This window comes from Nocardioides asiaticus (genome assembly GCF_040049175.1).
Classification (GTDB): domain Bacteria; phylum Actinomycetota; class Actinomycetes; order Propionibacteriales; family Nocardioidaceae; genus Nocardioides; species Nocardioides cheoyonin.
Window position 1 is genome coordinate 936,637 of record NZ_JBDZDM010000001.1, and the last position, 18,729, is coordinate 955,365.

Here is an 18,729-nt window from a genome sequence, read left to right on the forward strand (position 1 = left end):
CAGGTGGAGCCGCTACGGTCTTGGTCCATGAACGAGACGAGTGAGGCCGTACGCAACACGATGGGCACCCTTGCCGACTCGCTCCACAGCACCCTCGAAGAGGTCAAGCCGCATCTGCGCGGCTGGCTCCACCTCGGGACGGTGCCTCTCGCGCTCGCGGCAGGGATCGTGCTCATCGTCCTCGCCCCCGACGGACGCCCGCGGGTCGGCGCGATCGTCTTCACGGCCGCGGCGCTGCTGCTCTTCGGCGTCTCCGCCGTCTACCACCGCGGTAACGGCCACTGGACCCCGCGGGTCCACGGGATCCTCAAGCGGTGGGACCACGCCAACATCATGCTGATGATCGCGGGCACCTACACCCCGTTCTCCCTCCTGCTCCTGCACGGAGCGGCCCGGGTCACGCTGCTGTCGGTCGTGTGGACCGGCGCCGTCCTCGGCGTGCTCTTCCGGGTCTTCTGGAACCACGCGCCGCGCTGGCTCTACGTGCCGCTCTACATCGCCCTCGGCTGGGCGGCGATCTTCTTCATCCCCGCCTTCCTCCACGGTGCGACGGCGCTGGGCGTCGGCGTCGGCATCGCAACGTTCACGCTGATCTGTGTGGGCGGGGCGCTCTACACCGCCGGTGGCGTGGTCTACGGCTTCAAGCGGCCCAACCCGTGGCCGCGCTGGTTCGGCTTCCACGAGGTCTTCCACACCTTCACGGTGCTGGCCTTCGTCGCCCACTACACAGGTGTCTCCCTCGCGACGTACTCGTTGCGCTGAGGAAACCTCGACCGCCTAGGCTCCGCGACCACCGAGCAGTCACCCGAGCGTCGCGGAGCCACCATGACCGAGCTGACCGTCCTGTTCCTCCCCGAGTCCGCCTACGGACCGACGAACCAGTGCATCGGACTGGGCGACCTGCTGCTCCGTCGCGGCCATCGGGTGGTCTTCGCCTCCGACCGCTCCTGGGAGGGGGAGGCTCGCGCCGCTCGGCTTCCAGGAGGCGCTCGTCGACCTGGCTCCCCCGGCCGAGCCGGAGCCGGGAGCGAGCGCGGGCGGGTCCGAGGACGCCGGGGCGTTCTGGGCGGACTTCGTCGCCGAGACCGCGCCGGAGTTCCGCAAGCCGACCGCCGAGCAGCTCGGGTCGTTCGTGCTGCCGACGTACCAGGCGCTCATCGACGGCGCGAAGTACGCCGAGCCGCAGCTGCGCCGGATCATCGAGGAGGTGCGGCCGGACGTGCTGGTCGAGGACAACGTGGTGCTGTTCCCCGCGCTGACGACCAGCGGGGCGCCGTTCGTGAGGATCGTCTCCTGCAACCCGCTCGAGGTGCCCGGCGACGGCGTACCGCCCCGGTTCTCCGGGCTCGGGCAGGAGGAGCCGGAGCTGTGGGTGGCGTTCCGGGAGGAGTTCGCCCGCACGCATCGGGCGCAGTGGGAGGAGTTCAACGCCTGGGTGGTCGAGCAGGGCGCCGCGCCGCTGCCCGACCTGGAGTACATGCCGCGTGACAACGCCGCCAACCTCTACGTCTTCCCGGAGGAGCTGGACTACCTCGACGCCCGGCCGCTGGACGGGTCGTGGACCCGGATGGACTCCAGCGTCCGGCGTACCGACGAGGACTACGTGCTTCCTGCGCAGGTCGCCGACAGGCGGGACGGCAGCGCGCTGATCTACCTCTCGCTGGGGTCGCTCGGCGGCGCGGACGTCGACCTGATGCAGCGGCTCGTCGACGCGCTCGCCGAGAGCCCGCACCGTTTCGTCGTGTCGAAGGGTCCGGTCGGCGAGCGGATCACCCTGGCCCCGAACATGGTCGGCGCCTCGATGCTCCCGCAGACCAGGGTTATCCCCCAGGTCGACCTGGTCATCCACCACGGCGGCAACAACACGACGACCGAGGCGATGCACTTCGGCAAGCCGGCGGTGGTGCTGCCGCTGTTCTGGGACCAGTACGACAACGCCCAGCGCCTCGAGGAGACCGGCTACGGCATCCGGCTGAAGAGCTACGAGTGGACGCCGGCAGAGCTGAGCTCCGCGATCGAGACGCTGCTCGCCGACACCGCCCTGCGCGACCGGCTGGCGAAGGTCGGCGAGAGCATCCGCGCCCGCGACGGGCTCACCCGTGGCGCCGACGTGATCGAGTCGGTGGGCCGCCGAGCCCGCTAACGCGTCGCAGCGTTGCCGCCGGCCCGCTTGATCTCGTACATCGCCCGGTCGGCGGCGTCCATGAGCGCGAGCGGCCCGCCGCCGGCGTACGCCGCGACGCCGGCGCTCACGGCGGGATGCAGGACGAGCTCACCGCGTACGACCGGCACCGCGCAGACCGCGACGATCTGCTGCGCCAGCAGGCTCGCCTCCTCGGCGGTGGAGTCGGGGGCGACGACCACGAACTCGTCGCCGCCGAAGCGCCCGACGCGGTTCCTCGGGCCGGCGGTGTGGGAGATCCGCTCGGCGATGGTCTTGAGCACGAAGTCACCGGTGAGGTGGCCGTAGCTGTCGTTGAAGCTCTTGAACTTGTCGATGTCGACGTAGACCAGGCTCAGCGGCTCGTGCCTGCTGTCCGCCCGGTCGACCGCCGCCGCGACCAGCCGGTCGAGGGCGCCGCGGTTGAGCAGACCGGTGACCGCGTCGCGCTCGGACTCGTCGACGTCCGAGAGCGGGTTCTTCCTCAGCTCGGGGAATGCGAGCGAGTCGAAGAGCACGAACAGGACTGCGGCGAGCTGCTCCAGCCGGGCGGTGCTCAGCTGCACGGCCACCCCGAAAGCCGCGGAGCCGACCGAGCCCAGCAGAAGCCACCGCAGCTGGCCGTGGCTGCGCTCGACACGGCGCAGCAGCAGTCCGCAGGCGACCAGGATCAGTGCGACGCACCAGAGGCTGTGGAGGACGAACGCCCAGCCGATCCGGGTGCCGCCGTAGCCGGACGCGAAGGCGCCGGACCACCAGTCCGGCCAGATCAGCCCCGAGGCCAGGACGACGACGGGCTCGACCGAGAGGGCGGCGAGCTGCCGTCGCGACGGCGGGTCGTGACGGCCCCAGGCCCGGCGGGCGAAGAGGTAGCCACCAGTCAGGCTCAGGGACACGAAGAAGAGCCACAGCGCGTTCTCCCGCTCGGTGATGCCACCGCGCTCGTACTCCCAGGCCGCCCAGCACCAGCCGACGACGGGGAGGCACAGCACGCAGAGCAGGCCCAGCCCCGGCGTCCAGCGCCAGCGCACCAACGTCGCGACCGTGACCAGGATGCTCGCACCGAGGAACGCGGCGGCCAGGTTCTCCACGTCTCCAGCATCCCAGGTCGTACGCCGCCCTGCGGCTCAGTCCCCGACGGCGATCGCGGCCGACGGCGTACCGGTGTCGCCTCGGCCGACCCGGGAGCGGCGGTAGCCGTACCCGGCGTACAGGACGAACCCGATCGCCATCCAGATCAGGAACCGCAGCCACGTCTCCAGGCTGAGGTTGAGCATGAGGTAGACGCAGACGAGGGCCGCGAGGATCGGCAGGACGGGGCTCAGTGGCACCCGGAACGCGCGCGGCAGGTCGGGGCGTCGCCTCCGCAGGATCGGTACGGCGACGGAGACGAGCGCGAACGCGGTCAGGGTCCCGATGTTGACCATCTCCTCGAGCTTGCCGATCGGCGTCAGGGCTGCCACGACCGCGACGAGTGCGCCGACGGCGAGGGTGATCCGGATCGGGGTGCCCGTCCGCGGGTTGACGTGGGCGAACCGCACGGGCAGCAGCCCGTCGCGGCTCATCGCGAAGAGCACCCGGATCGCGCCGATCATCAGCGTCATCACGACCGTCGTGAGTCCGGCCACCGCGCCGGCGGCGATCAGCGTGGCGAAGCCGCTGCGGCCGACGTCGCGGAAGGCCGTGGCGAGGGCGGCGTCGGGATCGATGTCGGAGTACTTCACCATGCCGGTGATCACCAGCGCGACGGCCATGTAGAGCACCGTGCAGATGACCAGCGAGCCGATGATGCCGCGCGGCAGGTCACGCTGCGGATTGCGAGCCTCCTCGGCGGTGGTCGCGACCACGTCGAAGCCGATGTAGGCGAAGAAGACGACCGAGGCGGCCGAGACGACGCCCAGCGCGCCGAAGGTCTGCTGGTGGATGCCGAAGATCCACTGGAACAGCGGCTGGGTGAGGCCCTGCCCGCCGAGCGGCTCGGCCGACGGTGGGATGAACGGGTCGTAGTTGCCGCCGCGGATGTAGAACAGCCCCGCGACGATCACGAACAGCACGATGAAGATCTTGATGCCGACGAGCACCAGGTTGACCCGCAGCGACTCCTTGATCCCGACCACGATCAGGGCCACCAGCACCACGACCAGCAGCAGGGCGGCGAGGTTGACATGGCCGAAGCCGCTGCTGGCCTCGGGCCCGATCGAGTCCGGCCAGCCGAGGCCGATCTCGTCGAGGAGCTCCACGAAGTAGCTGCTCCAGCCCTGGGCCACCACCGAGGCGCCGAGCATCAGCTCGAGGATGAGGTCCCAGCCGATGATCCAGGCGATCAGCTCCCCGAGCGTGGCGTACGAGAAGGTGTACGCCGAGCCGGAGACCGGCACCGACGAGGCGAACTCGGCGTAGCAGAGCGCCGCGAGCCCGCAGCAGATGGCCGCGATCACGAAGGAGAAGACCACGCCCGGGCCGGCGTACTGTGCCGCCACCTGGCCGGTGAGCGTGAAGATGCCCGCGCCGACGATGACGCCGATGCCGAACACGGTCAGGTCGAGCGCGGTCAGCCGCTTCTTGAGCTGGAACTCGGGATCCTCGGTGTCCCGCAGCGACTGCTCGATCGACTTGGTGCGCCAGACGCTCACTCCGGCACCGTAACGACGCGAGCGTCCTCTTGGATACCTAGGGAGCCGGCAGCTCGTCCGGTGAGGTGACCGGCCGCTCGCAGACGAAGCCGCGGCAGACGTACGCCGCCGGGCGATCCTCGACAGGGATGCGACCGGTCAGCAGCGGGATGCCGGTGTCTGCGCCGTCGGGCGGCGTGTCGGCCTCGACGACGACCGCGCCGGGGATCCGCCGGGCTCTGTCGGCGAGTGCCGTCCGGGCCTCGCCGGGCTCGCCGACGACGGCGACCTCGAGCGGCCCGTCGGCCATCGTGACCGCGGCGGCGAGCGACCAGCCGGCGAACCGCGGCGCCTTCTGCATCAGCGGCGCCACGGTGGCGAGCGCCTCCTCGGCGGCCTGCCGGTAGCGTCCCTCCCCGGTCAGCGCGTGGGCGCTCACCAGGGCGTGGACCATGCTCGACGTACCGCTCGGCGACGCGTTGTCGCTGGGGTCCCGCGGCCGCGCCACCAGCGTCTCGGCGTCGGCGGCGGTGTCGAAGAAGCCGCCGTCCTCGGCCCGGAAGCGATCGAGGGCCGTGTCCAGCAGCGCCGTCGCCCGGGTCAGCCACACCGGGTCGGCGGTGGCCTGCGCGAGCGCGAGGAACCCCGTCGCGACGCAGCCGTAGTCCTCGAGTACGCCGGCGTGGCGGCCGGCCACGCCCTCGCGGCTCACCCGCAGCAGGCGGGGCTGCGACGTGTCCGTCGGCACCACGTGCACCCGCCAGAGCAGCTCCCCTGCGGCGAGCGCCGCGTCGACGTACCGCTGCGCGTGAAGGCGCAAGCCCGCGTCGACCAGGCCGCTGATCGCCAGCCCGTTCCAGGCGGCGACCACCTTGTCGTCGCGGGCCGGCCGCACCCGCTGCTCGCGGGCGTCGAGAAGCCTCCGGCGTACGTCGGCGAGGCGGCCCTGCTCGTCGGCCCCGGGCTCGTGGCGTAGCTGGAGCGTCGACGCGCCGTGCTCGAAGGTGCCCTCGTCGGTGACCTCGAACACCTGTGCCGCCCAGCGTCCGTCGTCCTCACCCAGCACCTCGACGAGCTGGGCGGGCGTCCACACGTAGTACTTCCCCTCGACGCCCTCGCTGTCGGCGTCCAGCGCGGAGGCGAAGCCGCCCTCGGCGGTCCCCAGCTCGCGGATCATGAAATCGGCGGTCTCGCGGGCGACGCGGTCGCCGAGCTCGGTGCCGAGCCGGGCGTAGAGGCCGACGAGCTGGGCGTTGTCGTACAACATCTTCTCGAAGTGCGGCACGACCCAGCCGCGGTCGACGGCGTACCTCGCGAAGCCGCCGCCGAGCTGGTCGTACATCCCGCCGCGGGCCATCGCCGCGACGGTCCGGGTGAGCATGTGGGCCGGCCGGTTGTCGGGCTCCGCGCCGGCCGAGCCCTCGGCGGTCGCGGCGCCCGCGGCGCTCGCGGCGGGGCCCGTCGAGACCCGCCGGAGGAATTCCAGGACCATCGACGGCGGGAACTTCGGACTCCACTGACCATTGGCCCCGAAGCCGCCGGCGAGCGGGTCGAACTCGCCGGCGAGGGTCTCGACGACGTCGGGGACGTCCACCGCCCAGCCGTCGTGCGAAGCGGTCGCGACGGAGGCGGTCGCCAGGTGGCGCCGTACGTTGTCGGCCACGCCGCGGATCTCCTCGCCGCGCGTCTCCCACGCCTCGCTGAGCGCCTGGAGGACCTGGGTGAACGCCGGCATCCCCTGCCGCGGCTGGTCGGGGAAGTAGGTGCCGGCGAAGAACGGGTTGCCGTCGTGGTCGAGCACGACGGTCATCGGCCATCCACCCTGCCCGGTCATCGCGGTCGTCGCCTGCATGTAGACCGCGTCCACGTCCGGCCGCTCCTCGCGGTCCACCTTGATCGGCACGAAGTGCTCGTTGAGGTACGCCGCGGTCGACCCGTCCTCGAACGACTCGTGCGCCATGACATGGCACCAGTGGCAGGCGGCGTACCCGACGCTGAGCAGGATCGGCACGTTGCGCCGGCGAGCCTCCTCGAACGCGGCCGGCTCCCACTCCCACCAGTCGACCGGGTTGTCCGCGTGCTGGAGGAGGTACGGCGAGGTCGCGTCCTTCAGTCGGTTCGGCACGCTCCCCACGCTAGCCCGCGCCCGTCAGGGTTCCGAACGACCCGACGATCGCCGAGCCGACAGCTGCGGTGTAGAAAGCGGATCATGACCGAGTCCACCGTTGAGCGACGGCGCGAGCGCCTCGAGACGGGTCTGGGGGCGGGATGGACGCCGACGACCCTCGCTGGCCGCTTCGACGCGGCAGTCGGCCGATTCCCCGACCGCCCCTACCTGCTGGTCGGCACCCAGGCGTGGACCTACGCCGAGCTCCAGGAGTGGTCGCGCGCCGTGGCCCGCGGGCTGTACGAGGTCGGCGTCCGATCCGGCGACCCCGTCGCGATGGTGGTCGACAACCGGCCGGAGTTCGTCGCCGTCAAGCTCGCGATCGCGCGGCTGGGCGCGACCGCGGTGCCGATCAACTTCGGTTACCGGGCCGACGAGCTCGCGACCGTCCTCAACACCAGCCGCGCGGAGGTCCTGGTCACGATCGACGCCGTCATCGGGGTCGACCACCTGGCGTCCCTCGACGAGATCTGCCCCGGCTGGGAGGCGGGCGCCGACCTCGCTTCGGCGACGGTCCCGCATCTGCGCCGGGTCGTCCTGGTGGGCACCGGCGCCCGACCCGGTGCCCTGGATCTCGCCGGCCTGGTCGAGCTGGGCCGGCACGCCGGAGAGGGAACCGTACGCGCGCTGGAGGACGGCATCGACCCGGACTCGCCGTGCGACGTCGTCTTCACCTCCGGCACCTCCGGGCATCCGCTCGGTGCGGTGCTGACCCACGACATGGTGCTGCGGAGCGGCTACGGATCGGCGTACCACCGCGGATTCGACGACGGCTGGCGGATCGCCTTCTCGCTGCCGATGTACCACGTGTTCGGCTACGTGGAGGGCATGGTCGCAGCGATGTACGCCGGCGGCGCGATCGCCCCGCACGCGGTGTTCAACCCGCGCAGCATGCTGACGACGATCCAGCAGCACAACATCCACGAGGTGCTCTTCGTACCGACGATGTCGATCGCCGTCGTGGAGGAGGCGATGCGGCGCGACTACGACACCGCCAGCCTGGAGTCCGTGTTCTCGGCGGCTGCGGCCGCGCCGGTGCGGCTGTGGCAGCAGATCGAGAAGGTCCTCGGGCCGCGGCAGGTCTTCACCGGCTACGGCCAGACGGAGGTGTCGGCCGCCACGGCGCTGACCCTGCCCGGCGACCCTCTCGAGGTCGTCTCGGCGACCGTCGGCCGGATGAAGCTCGGCGGGAGCGCCGCCCTGCCCGGCATGGACGGCGCACTGGCGGCGTACCGCACGGTCGACCCGTTCACCGGCGCAGTCCTCCCCGAGGGCACCGAGGGCGAGCTGTCGGTGCGCGGCCCGATCGTCACCCGGGAGTACTTCGGCGACCCCGAGCGCACCGCCGCGATGATCGACGCCGAGGGCTGGCTGCGCACCGGTGACCTGGGGCGAGTGCGCGCCGACGGCTATCTGGAGCTGAGCGGCCGCAGCGGAGAGCTCTTCAAGGTCGGCGGCGAGCTGGTCGCGCCGACCGAGGTCGAACACGTCATCACCGCCCACCCCGCCGTCGAGCAGGCGTACGTCGCCGGCATGCCCGATGCACGGCTCGGCGAGGTGGGATGGGCATGGGTCGTACGCGCTGAGGAGGCCTCGGTCGACGAGGACGAGCTGGTCCGCCACTGCCGCCGCCACCTGGCCGGGTTCAAGGTGCCTCGGCGGATGCTCTTCGTCTCTGCCGAGAATCTGCCGAAGACGACGACGGGCAAGATCCAGAAGTACCGCCTCGTCGGTGACGCGTCCGACTGACCACGGCCCGTCGGTGGGACTCCGCCGCGATCCCCGGCCCAGGTCGCGCGATCTCAGCCAGCCAGCCCGGGGCGGCTGACCCGCGCGACCAGCTTCTGGGGCGCCTGCAGGCAATAGGAGTCGGTGACCAGCTCGCCCACCTCCTCCCAGTCGGTGTCCTCGTCGAGAAGCATGCCGACGACGTTGGCGCCCCAACCGGCCCGGAAGTACGGCGCGCCGAGGTGCTCGAACGCCATCACCTCGTCGGGCTCGGCGCGGAACGTGATCCGGAACAGCTGGTCCTCTCCCCCGAAGACGTGGGCGACCGTCGCGGGGCCGACCCGCCACCGCACGCCGACCCAGGCGTCCTCCTCGAGCAGATCCGGGAGGTGGGCGACCAGGTCGGCGATGCGGCGGACCATCTCGGGCGGAACCGGCGGACGCTCGGGCATGATCAGCAATCTGCCACACGGGGCGGACAGTTCCCACGCGCCTGTTTCAACCGCGCACCCCGCGGCGGGCCAGCCAGGAGTCGGTGAGGATCTCGGTCAGCTCCTGTTCGTCGAGCCGGTCCAGCCAGGCCCACACGGACACCTTCACCTTGAAGGTGTCGATCCTGGCGAAGGTGTCGGTCCGGCCCGCGAGCATCTCCTGCGTGGCGAGGTCCATGGTCCAGAACTGCAGGATCTCCCGGCCGTCGTCGTCCCAGCGCAGGCGTGCGAAGGGGTGTCGCCCGATGTCGTACGTCGGCGAGCCCTCGTGGGCCAGGCCCGCCCTCGCACCGGCGAGCGTGCTCGCGATCCGCTCCACGTCCGTCCACGTGGCCATGCAGTCAGTATCCCGCTCGCGCCTTCAGCGCGTCTTGATCGTGCTTGCTCACTCGCGCGACCGGGGATTGTCGGTGGCTGGCGCTAGCTTTGGGAACACCAGATCGAAACCGGTCTCGTGTTCGAGGAGGTGTGTCATGGCCGAGCTGACGCCGGTGCCGGCGGTGCTCGCCTCGGTGCGACACGCCCGCCGCGAGATCGCCCGCGCCGCCCACCTCACCGGACTGTTCCCGCGCCCCGACGAGGTCGAGGCGACACTGCGGGAGCTGGCCGCCCTCGAGGCCCAGACCACCGCCCTCCGGCTGCGGCTCATGGCGTCGGCCGGACCGGTCGCCGCATCCACCGGCGCCCGAGATGTGGGCGCCTGGTGGGCCGACGCCCTGCGCGCCGACCACCGCGCCGCTCGCGCCGACCTCAAGCTCGCCCGCGCGCTGGACCGCTACGAGGTGCTGGCCGCCGCGCTGGCCGAGGGCACCGTCTCGGTCGAGCAGGCGAGGGTGATCGCTCGCGCGCTCGACGCGCTGCCCGACGACCTCGCCCCCGGCGAGGTGTCGAAGGCGGAGGCGGTGATGGTCGACGAGGCAGCACGGCTCGACCCGGCCCGACTCCGCACGGTCGGGGCCCACCTGCTCGAGGTCCTCGACCCCCAACGCGCCGAGGAGGTCCTCGGCAAGAGACTGCTCGCCGAGGAGGAGAGGGCCAACCGGCGGACCTCCCTGACCATCACCGACCCCGGCGACGGGACGATGTTCCTGCGAGCCCGGCTGCCCAGGGCGACCGGGGTCCGGTTGAGGACCTACCTCGACGCCTTCACCCAACCCCGACTCGCCCAGCTCGCCGAACGCGGCAAGACGATCCCCTACGACCGGCTCCTCGGCCACGCGTTCGGGCAGCTCCTCGAACGGATCGACCCCGACACCCTGCCCCACCACGGCGGCGACGCCACCACCCTCATCGTCACAATCCCGGTCGACCAGCTCAACAGCGAGCTGGGTTCGGCATCCATCGGCAGCGACGGCGAGATCTCCGCCGCCGAGGCCCGCCGACTCGCCTGCACCGCCGGCATCATCCCCGCCGTCCTCGACACCCACAGCGAGGTATTGGACCTCGGCCGCAAAACCCGGCTCTTCACCCCCGCCCAACGCAAAGCCCTCCGGATCAGATACCCGACCTGCGCGGTCGAGGGCTGCGAGGTCCCCGCCCCCTGGACCGACGCCCACCACCTCCACCCCTGGGCACTGGGCGGCCTGTCCGACTTGAGCAACGCCGTCCTCTTCTGCCGACACCACCACCGACTCGCCCACAACCCGGCTTACGCGCCGACCCGACACCCCGACGGCAGCATCAGATTCCACAGGAGGACGTGAGAGCCCCGCGGCTCCGACCCGTTGTCGGTGGGTGTCGGCAGAATCGGCGCCATGCGCATGCTGCTGACCTCCGCCGGGCTCGCCAACGACCACCTCGAGGGCGCCTTGGCGGACCTGCTCGGGAAGCCGTACGCCGAGGTGAAGGTCGCCGCCGTGCTCACCGCCTCGCTCGGCCAGCCGGGCGAGCACGGGTGGCTGGTCGACTCTCTCGTCGAGCTCCGCGACCTCGGCTGGTCCGCGCTGGACCTGCTCGACCTCAACGGCCCGCCGCGGGACCTGGTGGCCGAGCGGCTCCGGGGCGCCGACGTCCTGTGGGTCACCGGCGGCAACCAGTTCCACCTGGCGATGAGCATCGTCCGCAACGGCTTCGCCGACCTGTTCCGCGAGCTCCTGGAGGAGAAGGTCTACGTCGGCACGAGCGCGGGGTCGATGATCTTCAGCAAGCGCTTCGACGAGCGCGTAGCCGACCTACTCGGCGACCTGCCCGACCTGAGGCTGCTCGGGGCCGACACGATCGAGCCGCCGTTCGGCCTGTTCGAGTGGTACATCAAGCCGCATCTCAACGCGCCGTACTTCCCCCAGCGCGACGGAGCCTGGGCCGACCGCCTCGCCGCGCAGGCCGACTTCCCGCTCTACCTGCTCGACGACGGTTCCGCCGTCCGCGTCCGGGATGACGAGGTCGACGTCGTTTCAGCGACCGGCGGATGGCGTCTGGTCGGCCCTCAGCCCAGCCGGTGACCGTCCCGGCCGGCTACCCGACCGCGACGGTCTCCTTCTCCTCCTGCGGAAGCCGCCGGTTGCGGACGACGGAGGAGCCGAAGGCGAGCAGGATGAACCCGACGCCGATGAGCCCGGTGACCATCTCGGGCACCTCGTGCTTGATGCTGATCAGCAGGATGATCGCGAGAGCGCCGATGGCCCACATGGCGCCGTGCTCGAGGTAGACGTAGTTGGACAGCGTGCCCTTGCGGACGAGGAAGACGGTGATGGAGCGGATGTACATCGCGCCGACACCGAGACCGACGGCGATGATGAAGATGTCCTGCGTGATCGCGAACGCGCCGATCACACCGTCGAAGGAGAACGACGCGTCGAGGACCTCGAGGTAGAGGAAGAGGAAGAACGCCGCCTTGCCGGTGGCCTTGGCCACGCCGTTCGGTCCGCCGTCCCCACCGGCCTGGCCGTCCGCGTCGTCGGCACCGCCGACGCCCTCGAAGAGCTCGCCGAGCCCGTTGACGAGCAGATACGTCACGACGCCGAGTACGCCGGAGAAGAGCACCGTCTCGGGCTCCTCGGCGAGCACCTCGCCGGCGATGGCGAGCAGGACCAGCGCCACGACGACGGGGAGCTGGTCGAGCCGGCCGATCTTGGCCAGCGGCCGCTCGAGCCAGGTGAGCCAGGCGATCTCACGGTCCTCGAAGACGAAGTCGAGGAAGAGCATGAGCAGGAACATCCCGCCGAAGGAGGCGATCGCCGGGTGTGCCTCGTGGAGGAGGTACGCGTACGTGCCCGGCTCGTGGATCGAGCCGCCCTCGAGGGCCAGCCGGACCGCGTCGACCGGACCGATCTTCGCCGTGATGCCGACGAGCAGCAGCGGGAAGACGAGCCGCATGCCGAAGACCGCCACGATGATGCCGATCGTCAGGAAGATCTTCTGCCAGAACGCGCTCATCTTCTCGAGGATGGTGGCGTTGACGACCGCGTTGTCGAACGACAGCGACACCTCCAGCACCGAGAGGATCGCGACGAGGGCCAGGGCAGTCGGGCCGCCGAGGATCAGCGCGCCGACGAGCGCGATGATCGTCACGGCGAACGACCAGCCGAAGGTCTTGAGGATCAACAGGAGGTCCTAGCGGGTCAGGGGTGAGGGTCGCGGAGGCTCGCTCCCGTGCGAACCTACCGTGCACCCAGGACAACGAGATCCGGCCTTCAGCCGTGCCCGGCGCGGGGCCAACCTCGCGTTAGTTCACTCACCCCTCACCTCACGCGGCCCTCAGGTCACCCGCTCCGTGGCCAGCGCGTCGAGCCGCACCTCCCAGCCGTGGCCGGGAGCCTCACCGAGCGGCAGCACGCCTCCCTCGGCACTGGGCACCGACGCGAGCAGCCGCTGCTCGATCCGCACGTGGTCGTGGAACCACTCCACGTGACGCAGCCCGGGGGCGGCCGCCGCGACGGGAAGGTGCAGGTACGGCGCGCAGTGCGCCGAGATCTCCACGTGGTGGGCGGCGGCGACGGCAGCCGCGCGCAGGAAGCCGGTGTAGCCGCCGCAGCGGGTGGCGTCGAGCTGGAGGCAGTCGACGGCACGGGCGTCGAGGAGGCGTACGGCGTCGTCCGTGTCGTAGCAGTACTCGCCGGCGGCCACGTCACACTCGAGCGCGTCGCGAACCTGCGCCAGCCCGGCCGGTTGGTCGGAGGTGACCGGCTCCTCGAACCAGCTCACCCCGAGCTCGACCAGCGCCCGCCCGACCCGGACCGCCTGGCCCACCTGGTAGGCGCCGTTCGCGTCGACGAACACGGCCGTGTCGTCGCCGACCGACCGCCGGGCCAGCGCGACCCGGTGCAGGTCGCGCTCGACGCGGGTCCCCCAGGACTCGCCGATCTTGATCTTGACGCTGCGGAAGCCCTGCTCGTGCCACACCTCGAGCTGGGCCGCGGTCCGCCGGTCGTCGTACGAGGTGAAGCCCCCGCTGCCGTACGCCGTCACCGTGTCGCGCACCGCGCCCCACAGCCGGTGGAGGGGTACGCCGAGCAGCCGTGCCTTCAGGTCCCACAGGGCGACGTCGACCGCCGAGAGCGCCATGCTGCCCAGACCCGGCCGGCCGGCGTTGCGCAGGGCCGCCCGCATCGCCTCCCAGCAGCCGGTGACGTCCATGGCGCTCCGGCCGACGACGACCGGGGCGAGGAGCTCGTCCACCAGGGCGGCGGCGGCCGCGGGCGCGTAGGTCCAGCCGATCCCGCTGACGCCGGCGGCGCCGACGACCACGGCCACGAGGGTCGTCGCGTCCCAGCTCAGCGTGCCGTCGGCCTCGGGCGCGTCGGTCGGCACGCGGTAGGCGCTGGTCTCCAGCCCGACGACCGCAGCGCCCCGGTCCGCCGACGCGCTCATGACTCGTGGTGCGGCAGCAGCTCCTGCGCCTTGGTCTTGATCCCCTCCTTGAACACCCCCCAGCGCGACTGGTCGCCCTTGATGAGCGCCTGCGCGGTGTTGAGCATCTGCTCGAGGTCGGCGTGCGGCGGGATGGGAGGCACGTCGGGGTCGCAGTGCACGTCGAGCAGGAACGGCCGGTCTGCGGACAGCGCCTGCTCCCACGCGCCGGCGAGCTGCTCCGGCTCGGTCACGGTGATCGCGCCGAGGCCGAAGCCCTCGGCGACCGCGGCGTACGACATGTCGGGGAGCCGCTGGGACTCGATGAAGTCGGGCGTGCCGCCGAGCGAGCGCAGCTCCCAGGTCACCTGGTTGAGGTCGTTGTTGTGCAGGACGGCGACGACGAGCCGCGGGTCCTCCCACTCCTCCCAGTAGCGGCGCACGGTGAGCAGCTCGGCCAGCCCGTTCATCTGCATGGCCCCGTCGCCCTCGAAGGCGATCGCGGGGCGATCCGGGCGGGCGAACTTCGCCCCGATGGCGTACGGCACGGCGGCGCCCATCGTCGCGAGCGTGCCCGAGAGCGAACCACGCATCTCGCCGCGGATGCGGATCTGCCGGGCGTACCAGTCGGCCGCCGAGCCGCTGTCCGAGGTCACGATCGCGTTCTGCGGAGCCTGCGCGGAGAACTCGCTGAAGATCCGCATCGGGTTGACCGGGTCGGCGGAGACGTGGGCCTCCTTGTCCATCGTCTCCCACCAGCGCGCGACGTTGTGCTCGATCGTCTCCCGCCAGCCGCGGTCGGACTTCCGTTCGAGCAGCGGCAGCAGCGCCCGCAGGGTCGACGCGGAGTCGCCGACGAGGTTGACCTCGTACGGGTAGCGCATCCCGATCATCGTGCCGTCGACGTCGATCTGGACGCCGCGCGCCTGGTCGTAGGCCGGCAGGAACTGGCTGTAGGGGAAGCTGGAGCCGATCGTGAGCAGGGTGTCGCAGTCCCGCATCAGCTCATAGCTCGGCCGGGTGCCGAGCAGCCCGATCGAGCCCGTCACCCAGGGCAGCTCGTCGCTGAGGACGTCCTTGCCGAGGAGGGCCTTGGCGGCGCCGGCACCGAGTACGTCGGCGACGGCCGCCACCTCGTCGACGGCTGCGCGAGCGCCCTGGCCGACCAGGATCGCCACCCTGCGGCCAGCGTTGAGGACGTCGGCCGCCTGTCGGAGCGCCGACTCGTCGGGCACCGTCGTCGGGCGGCGCACGTCGAGGCTGGACGGCACCATCTTGAAGGCGTGCTCGGGCGGGCTGTAGTCCAGCTCCTGCACGTCGTTGGGGATGATCACGGCGGTCGGCGCACGTCGGGTCAGGGCGATCCGGATGGCCCGGTCGAGCACGTTCGGGAGCTGCTCCGGCACGGTGACCATCTGGACGTAGTCGCTGGCCACGTCCTTGAACAGCGACGGCAGGTCGACCTCCTGCTGGTAGTTGCCGCCGATCGCCGAGCGGTTCGTCTGCCCGACGATCGCGACGACCGGCACGTGGTCGAGCTTGGCGTCGTACAGGCCGTTGAGCAGGTGGATCGCGCCCGGGCCGGAGGTCGCCGTGCAGATCCCGACCTTTCCGGAGAACTTCGCGAAGCCGACCGCCTCGAACGCGGCCATCTCCTCGTGCCGGGCCTGGATGAAGCGCGGCCGGTCGCCCGCCCGCGAGAAGGCGCCGACGATCCCGTTGATCCCGTCGCCCGGGTAGCCGAAGACCTGTTCGACGCCCCACTCGCGGAGCCGGTCGAGCAGCTTGTCGGCAACGGTGGTGCTCATGGGAGACCTTCCTCTCGATGGTTCTGGTCGCGCAGTCCGCCCGCGAGCAGCTGCGCGAGGTGCACCGGCCGGTGTCCGGTCCGGTCCAGCTCGGTGATCTGGGTACGGCAGGAGAAGCCGTCGGCCAGGACGACGTCGTCGCCCGCGACCTCCGCGAGCGCGGGCAGCAGGGCCTGCTCGGCGCAGGCCCGGCTCACCTCGCCGTGGCCGGCGGTGAAGCCGAAGTTCCCGGCCAGGCCGCAGCAGCCGGAGTCGAGGTGGTCCACGTCGGCGCCGGCGGCGCGCAGGAGCTGCCGGTCGGCGTCCCAGCCCATCACGGCGTGGTGGTGGCAGTGGACCTGGGCGAGCCCGCGGACAGGCAGCGCGGGCGGCTGCCAGCCGTCGGCGTACGACGTGAGCAGCTCGGCCAGCGTCACGGTGTGGTCGCGCAGCCGGTGGACGTCCTGGTCGGCGGCGAAGAGCTCCGCCGCGTCGGAGCGGAAGACCGCGGTGCAGCTCGGCTCCAGCCCGACCACCAGCCCGCCGTCGCGCACGTGCGGCGCGAGCGCGTCGACGGTCCGCCGGAGCTGCCGCTTCGCGGTGGTGAGCTGCCCGGTGGAGATCCAGGTCAGCCCGCAGCACAGCGGCTCCGAGGGCATCGTGACGCCCCACCCGGCGTCCTCGAGGACCGCGACGGCGGCCTTCCCGATGTCCGGGTCGAACTGGTCGGTGAACGTGTCCGGCCACAGCAGCACCCGGCCGCGCGGGCCGTCGGGCCGGGGTGGTCGCTGTGCCCACCACTCGCGCAGCGACTGCTCCGCGAACCTGGGCAGCGACCGGTCCTCCAGGCCGGCGGCCCCGGTGGCGAGACGGCGCACGGGGCGGACGGCGCCGAGGGCGTTGACCGCCCCCGTGAGGCCGGCCCGGCGTACGCCCCGGGCCAGCAGCGGCAGCCATCCGAGCGCGTAGTCGGCCCGCGGGCGGAGCCGGTGCCGGTAGTGGTGGGCGAGGAACTCGGCCTTGTAGGTCGCCATGTCGACGTCGGCCGGGCAGTCGGACTTGCAGCCCTTGCAGGCCAGGCAGAGGTCGAGCGCGTCGCGCACCTCCGTGGAGCGCCAGCCGTCGGTGACGGGCCCGTCCCCGTGGCCGTCGAGCATCTCGAAGAGCAGCCGCGCCCGGCCCCGGGTCGAGTGCTCCTCCTCGCGGGTCACCTGGTACGACGGGCACATCACCGTGCCGCCCTCGTTCTCGAGCTTGCGGCACTTGCCGACGCCTACGCAGCGGTTCGCCGCCTCGCGGAACGAGCCGCCGTCGTGCGGGAAGGCGAAGTGCAGCGGTTCCCGTTGGCGCGGGGACCAATGCGAGCCCAGCCGGAGGTGGTCATCGAGCGCGGCCGGGTGGACGACCTTGCCGGGGTTCATCCGGTCCTCGGGGTCGAACAGCGCCTTGACCTCCTCGAAGAGCGCCACCACCTCGTCGCCGAACATCCGCGGCAGCAGCTCGCCACGGGACTGTCCGTCCCCGTGCTCGCCGGACAGCGACCCGCCGTACGACGCGACGAGGTCGGCGGCCCGCTCCAGGAAGCGGCGGTAGTGGGCGACCCCCTCGCTCGAGTAGAGGTCGAACGGGATCCGCGTGTGGACGCAGCCGTGCCCGAAGTGGCCGTAGAGGGAGGGGCCGGTGTCGGTGGCGTACCCGAACTCCTCGAAGAGCCGGCGCAGGTCGCGCAGGTAGTCGCCCAGCCGCGCGACGGGCACCGCCGAGTCCTCCCAGCCCTCGAAGGTGTCGCGCCGGTGCGGCACGTGCGCCGTGGCGCCGAGCCCGGCCTCACGCACCTGCCAGAGCTCGCTCTCCCGCTCGGGGTCGTCGAAGAAGACCACGTCCGGCTCGTGCTCGGACTCCCCGAGGGCGTCGAGCATCGCGTGCGCCCGGGCATCGGCCCCGTCGGTGTCCTCGCCGCCGAACTGCACCATGAGGAAGCCGGTGCCCTGCGGCAGCTCCTCGAGGCCCTGGGGGTTCATCCCCTTGATCTGCTCGTCACGGATCAGGTAGCGGTCCACGCCCTCGAGCGCGATCGGCTCGTGGTCGACGATCGCGGGCACGGCGTCGGCGGCGGCCGCGATGTCCCGGAACCCGAGTACGACGAGGGTGCGCGCCTCGACCACCGGCACGAGCTCGAGCTCCGCGTGCAGCACCGTGACCAGCGTCGCCTCACTCCCGATGAGGGCGCCGGCGACGTCGAAGCCGTGCTCGGGCAGCAGCGAGTCGAGGTTGTAGCCGGAGACCCGCCGCGGGATGTCGGGGTAGCGCGCGCGGATCAGGTCGCCGTGCTCGTCCCGCAGCCGGCGCAGCGCCCGGTAGATGTGGGCCCGACGGTCGCCGCGGCGCTCGATCTCGCGGTACGCCGCGTCGTCGGTCTCTCCGCAGGTGAACCGGGTGCCGTCGTACAGCAGCACGTCGAGGGCGGCGACGTTGTCCACCACCTTGCCCGTCCGCTGCGCGGTGGCGCCGCAGGAGTTGTTGCCGATCATCCCGCCGAGCGTGCAGTTCTGGTGGGTGGCCGGCTCCGGGCCGAAGCGCAGGCCGGTCGGGGCGAGCTGCCGGTTGAGGTCGTCGAGGACGATGCCCGGCTCGACGACGCAGCGGCGGCGGTCGGTGTCGACCGAGACGACACGGTTGCAGTACTTGGTGAAGTCGAGCACGACCGCGGTGTTGGTGCACTGGCCGGCGAGGCTGGTGCCGCCGCCACGTGGGAGGACCGGGAGGCCGTGCTCGCGGCACACGGCGACCGCCCGGACCGCGTCCTCCACGGACCGGGGCAGCACCACCCCCAGCGGCACCTGGCGGAAGTTGGACGCGTCGGTCGAGTACGCCGCCCGGCTGCCGGCGTCGAACCGGATCTCGCCGTCAACCCGCTCCTCGAGGTCTCGCCGCGCCGCGTCGAGCGGGGTCACGTCTGCGGTCGGCACAATGCGTGGTACCCGAGCGCCGCGCC

General features: G+C 71.7%; 14 protein-coding genes. 5 read left to right on the forward strand and 9 right to left on the reverse strand.

Features of this window, described 5'->3' with window-relative positions:
- Positions 1-27: 27 nt before the first annotated feature.
- Together trhA and ABLE53_RS04595 are read left to right on the forward strand one after the other, a co-directional pair.
- Complete coding sequence (trhA, locus tag ABLE53_RS04590; RefSeq protein WP_348857497.1) at positions 28-762, forward strand: PAQR family membrane homeostasis protein TrhA; 735 nt, start codon at positions 28-30, stop codon at positions 760-762.
- A 370-nt stretch (positions 763-1,132) separates the two neighbouring features.
- Positions 1,133-2,143 carry a glycosyltransferase gene (locus tag ABLE53_RS04595; RefSeq protein ID WP_348857498.1) on the forward strand — a complete coding sequence of 337 codons (1,011 nt, stop codon included), beginning with the start codon at positions 1,133-1,135 and terminating at the stop codon, positions 2,141-2,143.
- Here ABLE53_RS04595 and ABLE53_RS04600 read toward each other — a convergent pair.
- From ABLE53_RS04600 to ABLE53_RS04610, 3 genes are read right to left on the reverse strand one after another with little or no spacing between them, the layout of a single operon-like run.
- Positions 2,140-3,252, reverse strand: coding sequence for a GGDEF domain-containing protein (locus ABLE53_RS04600; protein ID WP_348857499.1), 1,113 nt, complete (start codon positions 3,250-3,252; stop codon positions 2,140-2,142). The two genes, ABLE53_RS04595 and ABLE53_RS04600, sit on opposite strands and share 4 nt — an antisense overlap.
- Positions 3,253-3,288: 36 nt before the next feature.
- Complete coding sequence (locus ABLE53_RS04605; protein ID WP_348857500.1) at positions 3,289-4,794, reverse strand: amino acid permease; 1,506 nt, start codon at positions 4,792-4,794, stop codon at positions 3,289-3,291.
- Between the two features lie 37 nt (positions 4,795-4,831).
- Positions 4,832-6,898, reverse strand: a complete 2,067-nt coding sequence (locus ABLE53_RS04610; protein WP_348857501.1) for a thioredoxin domain-containing protein — start codon at positions 6,896-6,898, stop codon at positions 4,832-4,834.
- Between the two features lie 84 nt (positions 6,899-6,982).
- Between ABLE53_RS04610 and ABLE53_RS04615 the strand changes: the two genes are divergently transcribed.
- Complete coding sequence (locus tag ABLE53_RS04615) at positions 6,983-8,689, forward strand: class I adenylate-forming enzyme family protein (RefSeq protein ID WP_348857502.1); 1,707 nt, start codon at positions 6,983-6,985, stop codon at positions 8,687-8,689.
- 53 nt (positions 8,690-8,742) lie between these two features.
- On the opposite strand, the gene ABLE53_RS04620 is transcribed toward ABLE53_RS04615, so the two are convergent.
- A complete protein-coding gene (locus ABLE53_RS04620) occupies positions 8,743-9,120 on the reverse strand; it encodes an MmcQ/YjbR family DNA-binding protein (protein WP_348857503.1) in 378 nt (125 codons plus the stop codon).
- A 46-nt stretch (positions 9,121-9,166) separates the two neighbouring features.
- A complete protein-coding gene (locus ABLE53_RS04625) occupies positions 9,167-9,496 on the reverse strand; it encodes a hypothetical protein (protein ID WP_348857504.1) in 330 nt (109 codons plus the stop codon).
- 136 nt (positions 9,497-9,632) lie between these two features.
- Between ABLE53_RS04625 and ABLE53_RS04630 the strand changes: the two genes are divergently transcribed.
- Positions 9,633-10,862 carry an HNH endonuclease signature motif containing protein gene (locus ABLE53_RS04630; protein WP_348857505.1) on the forward strand — a complete coding sequence of 410 codons (1,230 nt, stop codon included), beginning with the start codon at positions 9,633-9,635 and terminating at the stop codon, positions 10,860-10,862.
- Positions 10,863-10,913: 51 nt separating this feature from the next.
- Positions 10,914-11,600, forward strand: coding sequence for a Type 1 glutamine amidotransferase-like domain-containing protein (locus tag ABLE53_RS04635; RefSeq protein ID WP_348857506.1), 687 nt, complete (start codon positions 10,914-10,916; stop codon positions 11,598-11,600).
- Positions 11,601-11,613: 13 nt separating this feature from the next.
- On the opposite strand, the gene ABLE53_RS04640 is transcribed toward ABLE53_RS04635, so the two are convergent.
- The 4 genes from ABLE53_RS04640 to ABLE53_RS04655 all read right to left on the reverse strand — a co-directional run bounded on the left by ABLE53_RS04640 (position 11,614) and on the right by ABLE53_RS04655 (position 18,688).
- Positions 11,614-12,702 (reverse strand): DUF475 domain-containing protein, encoded by a 1,089-nt coding sequence (locus tag ABLE53_RS04640; RefSeq protein WP_348857507.1) that lies wholly within the window; start codon positions 12,700-12,702, stop codon positions 11,614-11,616.
- Positions 12,703-12,855: 153 nt separating this feature from the next.
- Positions 12,856-13,968, reverse strand: a complete 1,113-nt coding sequence (locus ABLE53_RS04645) for an enolase C-terminal domain-like protein (protein WP_348857508.1) — start codon at positions 13,966-13,968, stop codon at positions 12,856-12,858.
- Positions 13,965-15,755 (reverse strand): thiamine pyrophosphate-requiring protein, encoded by a 1,791-nt coding sequence (locus ABLE53_RS04650; RefSeq protein WP_348857509.1) that lies wholly within the window; start codon positions 15,753-15,755, stop codon positions 13,965-13,967. The genes ABLE53_RS04645 and ABLE53_RS04650 overlap by 4 nt, the downstream gene beginning before the upstream one ends.
- Positions 15,752-18,688 (reverse strand): FAD-binding and (Fe-S)-binding domain-containing protein, encoded by a 2,937-nt coding sequence (locus ABLE53_RS04655; protein ID WP_348857510.1) that lies wholly within the window; start codon positions 18,686-18,688, stop codon positions 15,752-15,754. The genes ABLE53_RS04650 and ABLE53_RS04655 overlap by 4 nt, the downstream gene beginning before the upstream one ends.
- Positions 18,689-18,729: the final 41 nt, after the last annotated feature.

Coding starts and splice junctions, on each gene's coding strand:
- trhA (WP_348857497.1), top strand. CDS start 28: ATGAACGAGACGAGTGAGGCCGTACGCAACACGATGGGCACCCTTGCC.
- ABLE53_RS04615 (WP_348857502.1), top strand. CDS start 6,983: ATGACCGAGTCCACCGTTGAGCGACGGCGCGAGCGCCTCGAGACGGGT.
- ABLE53_RS04620 (WP_348857503.1), bottom strand. CDS start 9,120: ATGCCCGAGCGTCCGCCGGTTCCGCCCGAGATGGTCCGCCGCATCGCC.
- ABLE53_RS04625 (WP_348857504.1), bottom strand. CDS start 9,496: ATGGCCACGTGGACGGACGTGGAGCGGATCGCGAGCACGCTCGCCGGT.
- ABLE53_RS04630 (WP_348857505.1), top strand. CDS start 9,633: ATGGCCGAGCTGACGCCGGTGCCGGCGGTGCTCGCCTCGGTGCGACAC.
- ABLE53_RS04635 (WP_348857506.1), top strand. CDS start 10,914: ATGCGCATGCTGCTGACCTCCGCCGGGCTCGCCAACGACCACCTCGAG.
- ABLE53_RS04645 (WP_348857508.1), bottom strand. CDS start 13,968: ATGAGCGCGTCGGCGGACCGGGGCGCTGCGGTCGTCGGGCTGGAGACC.
- ABLE53_RS04650 (WP_348857509.1), bottom strand. CDS start 15,755: ATGAGCACCACCGTTGCCGACAAGCTGCTCGACCGGCTCCGCGAGTGG.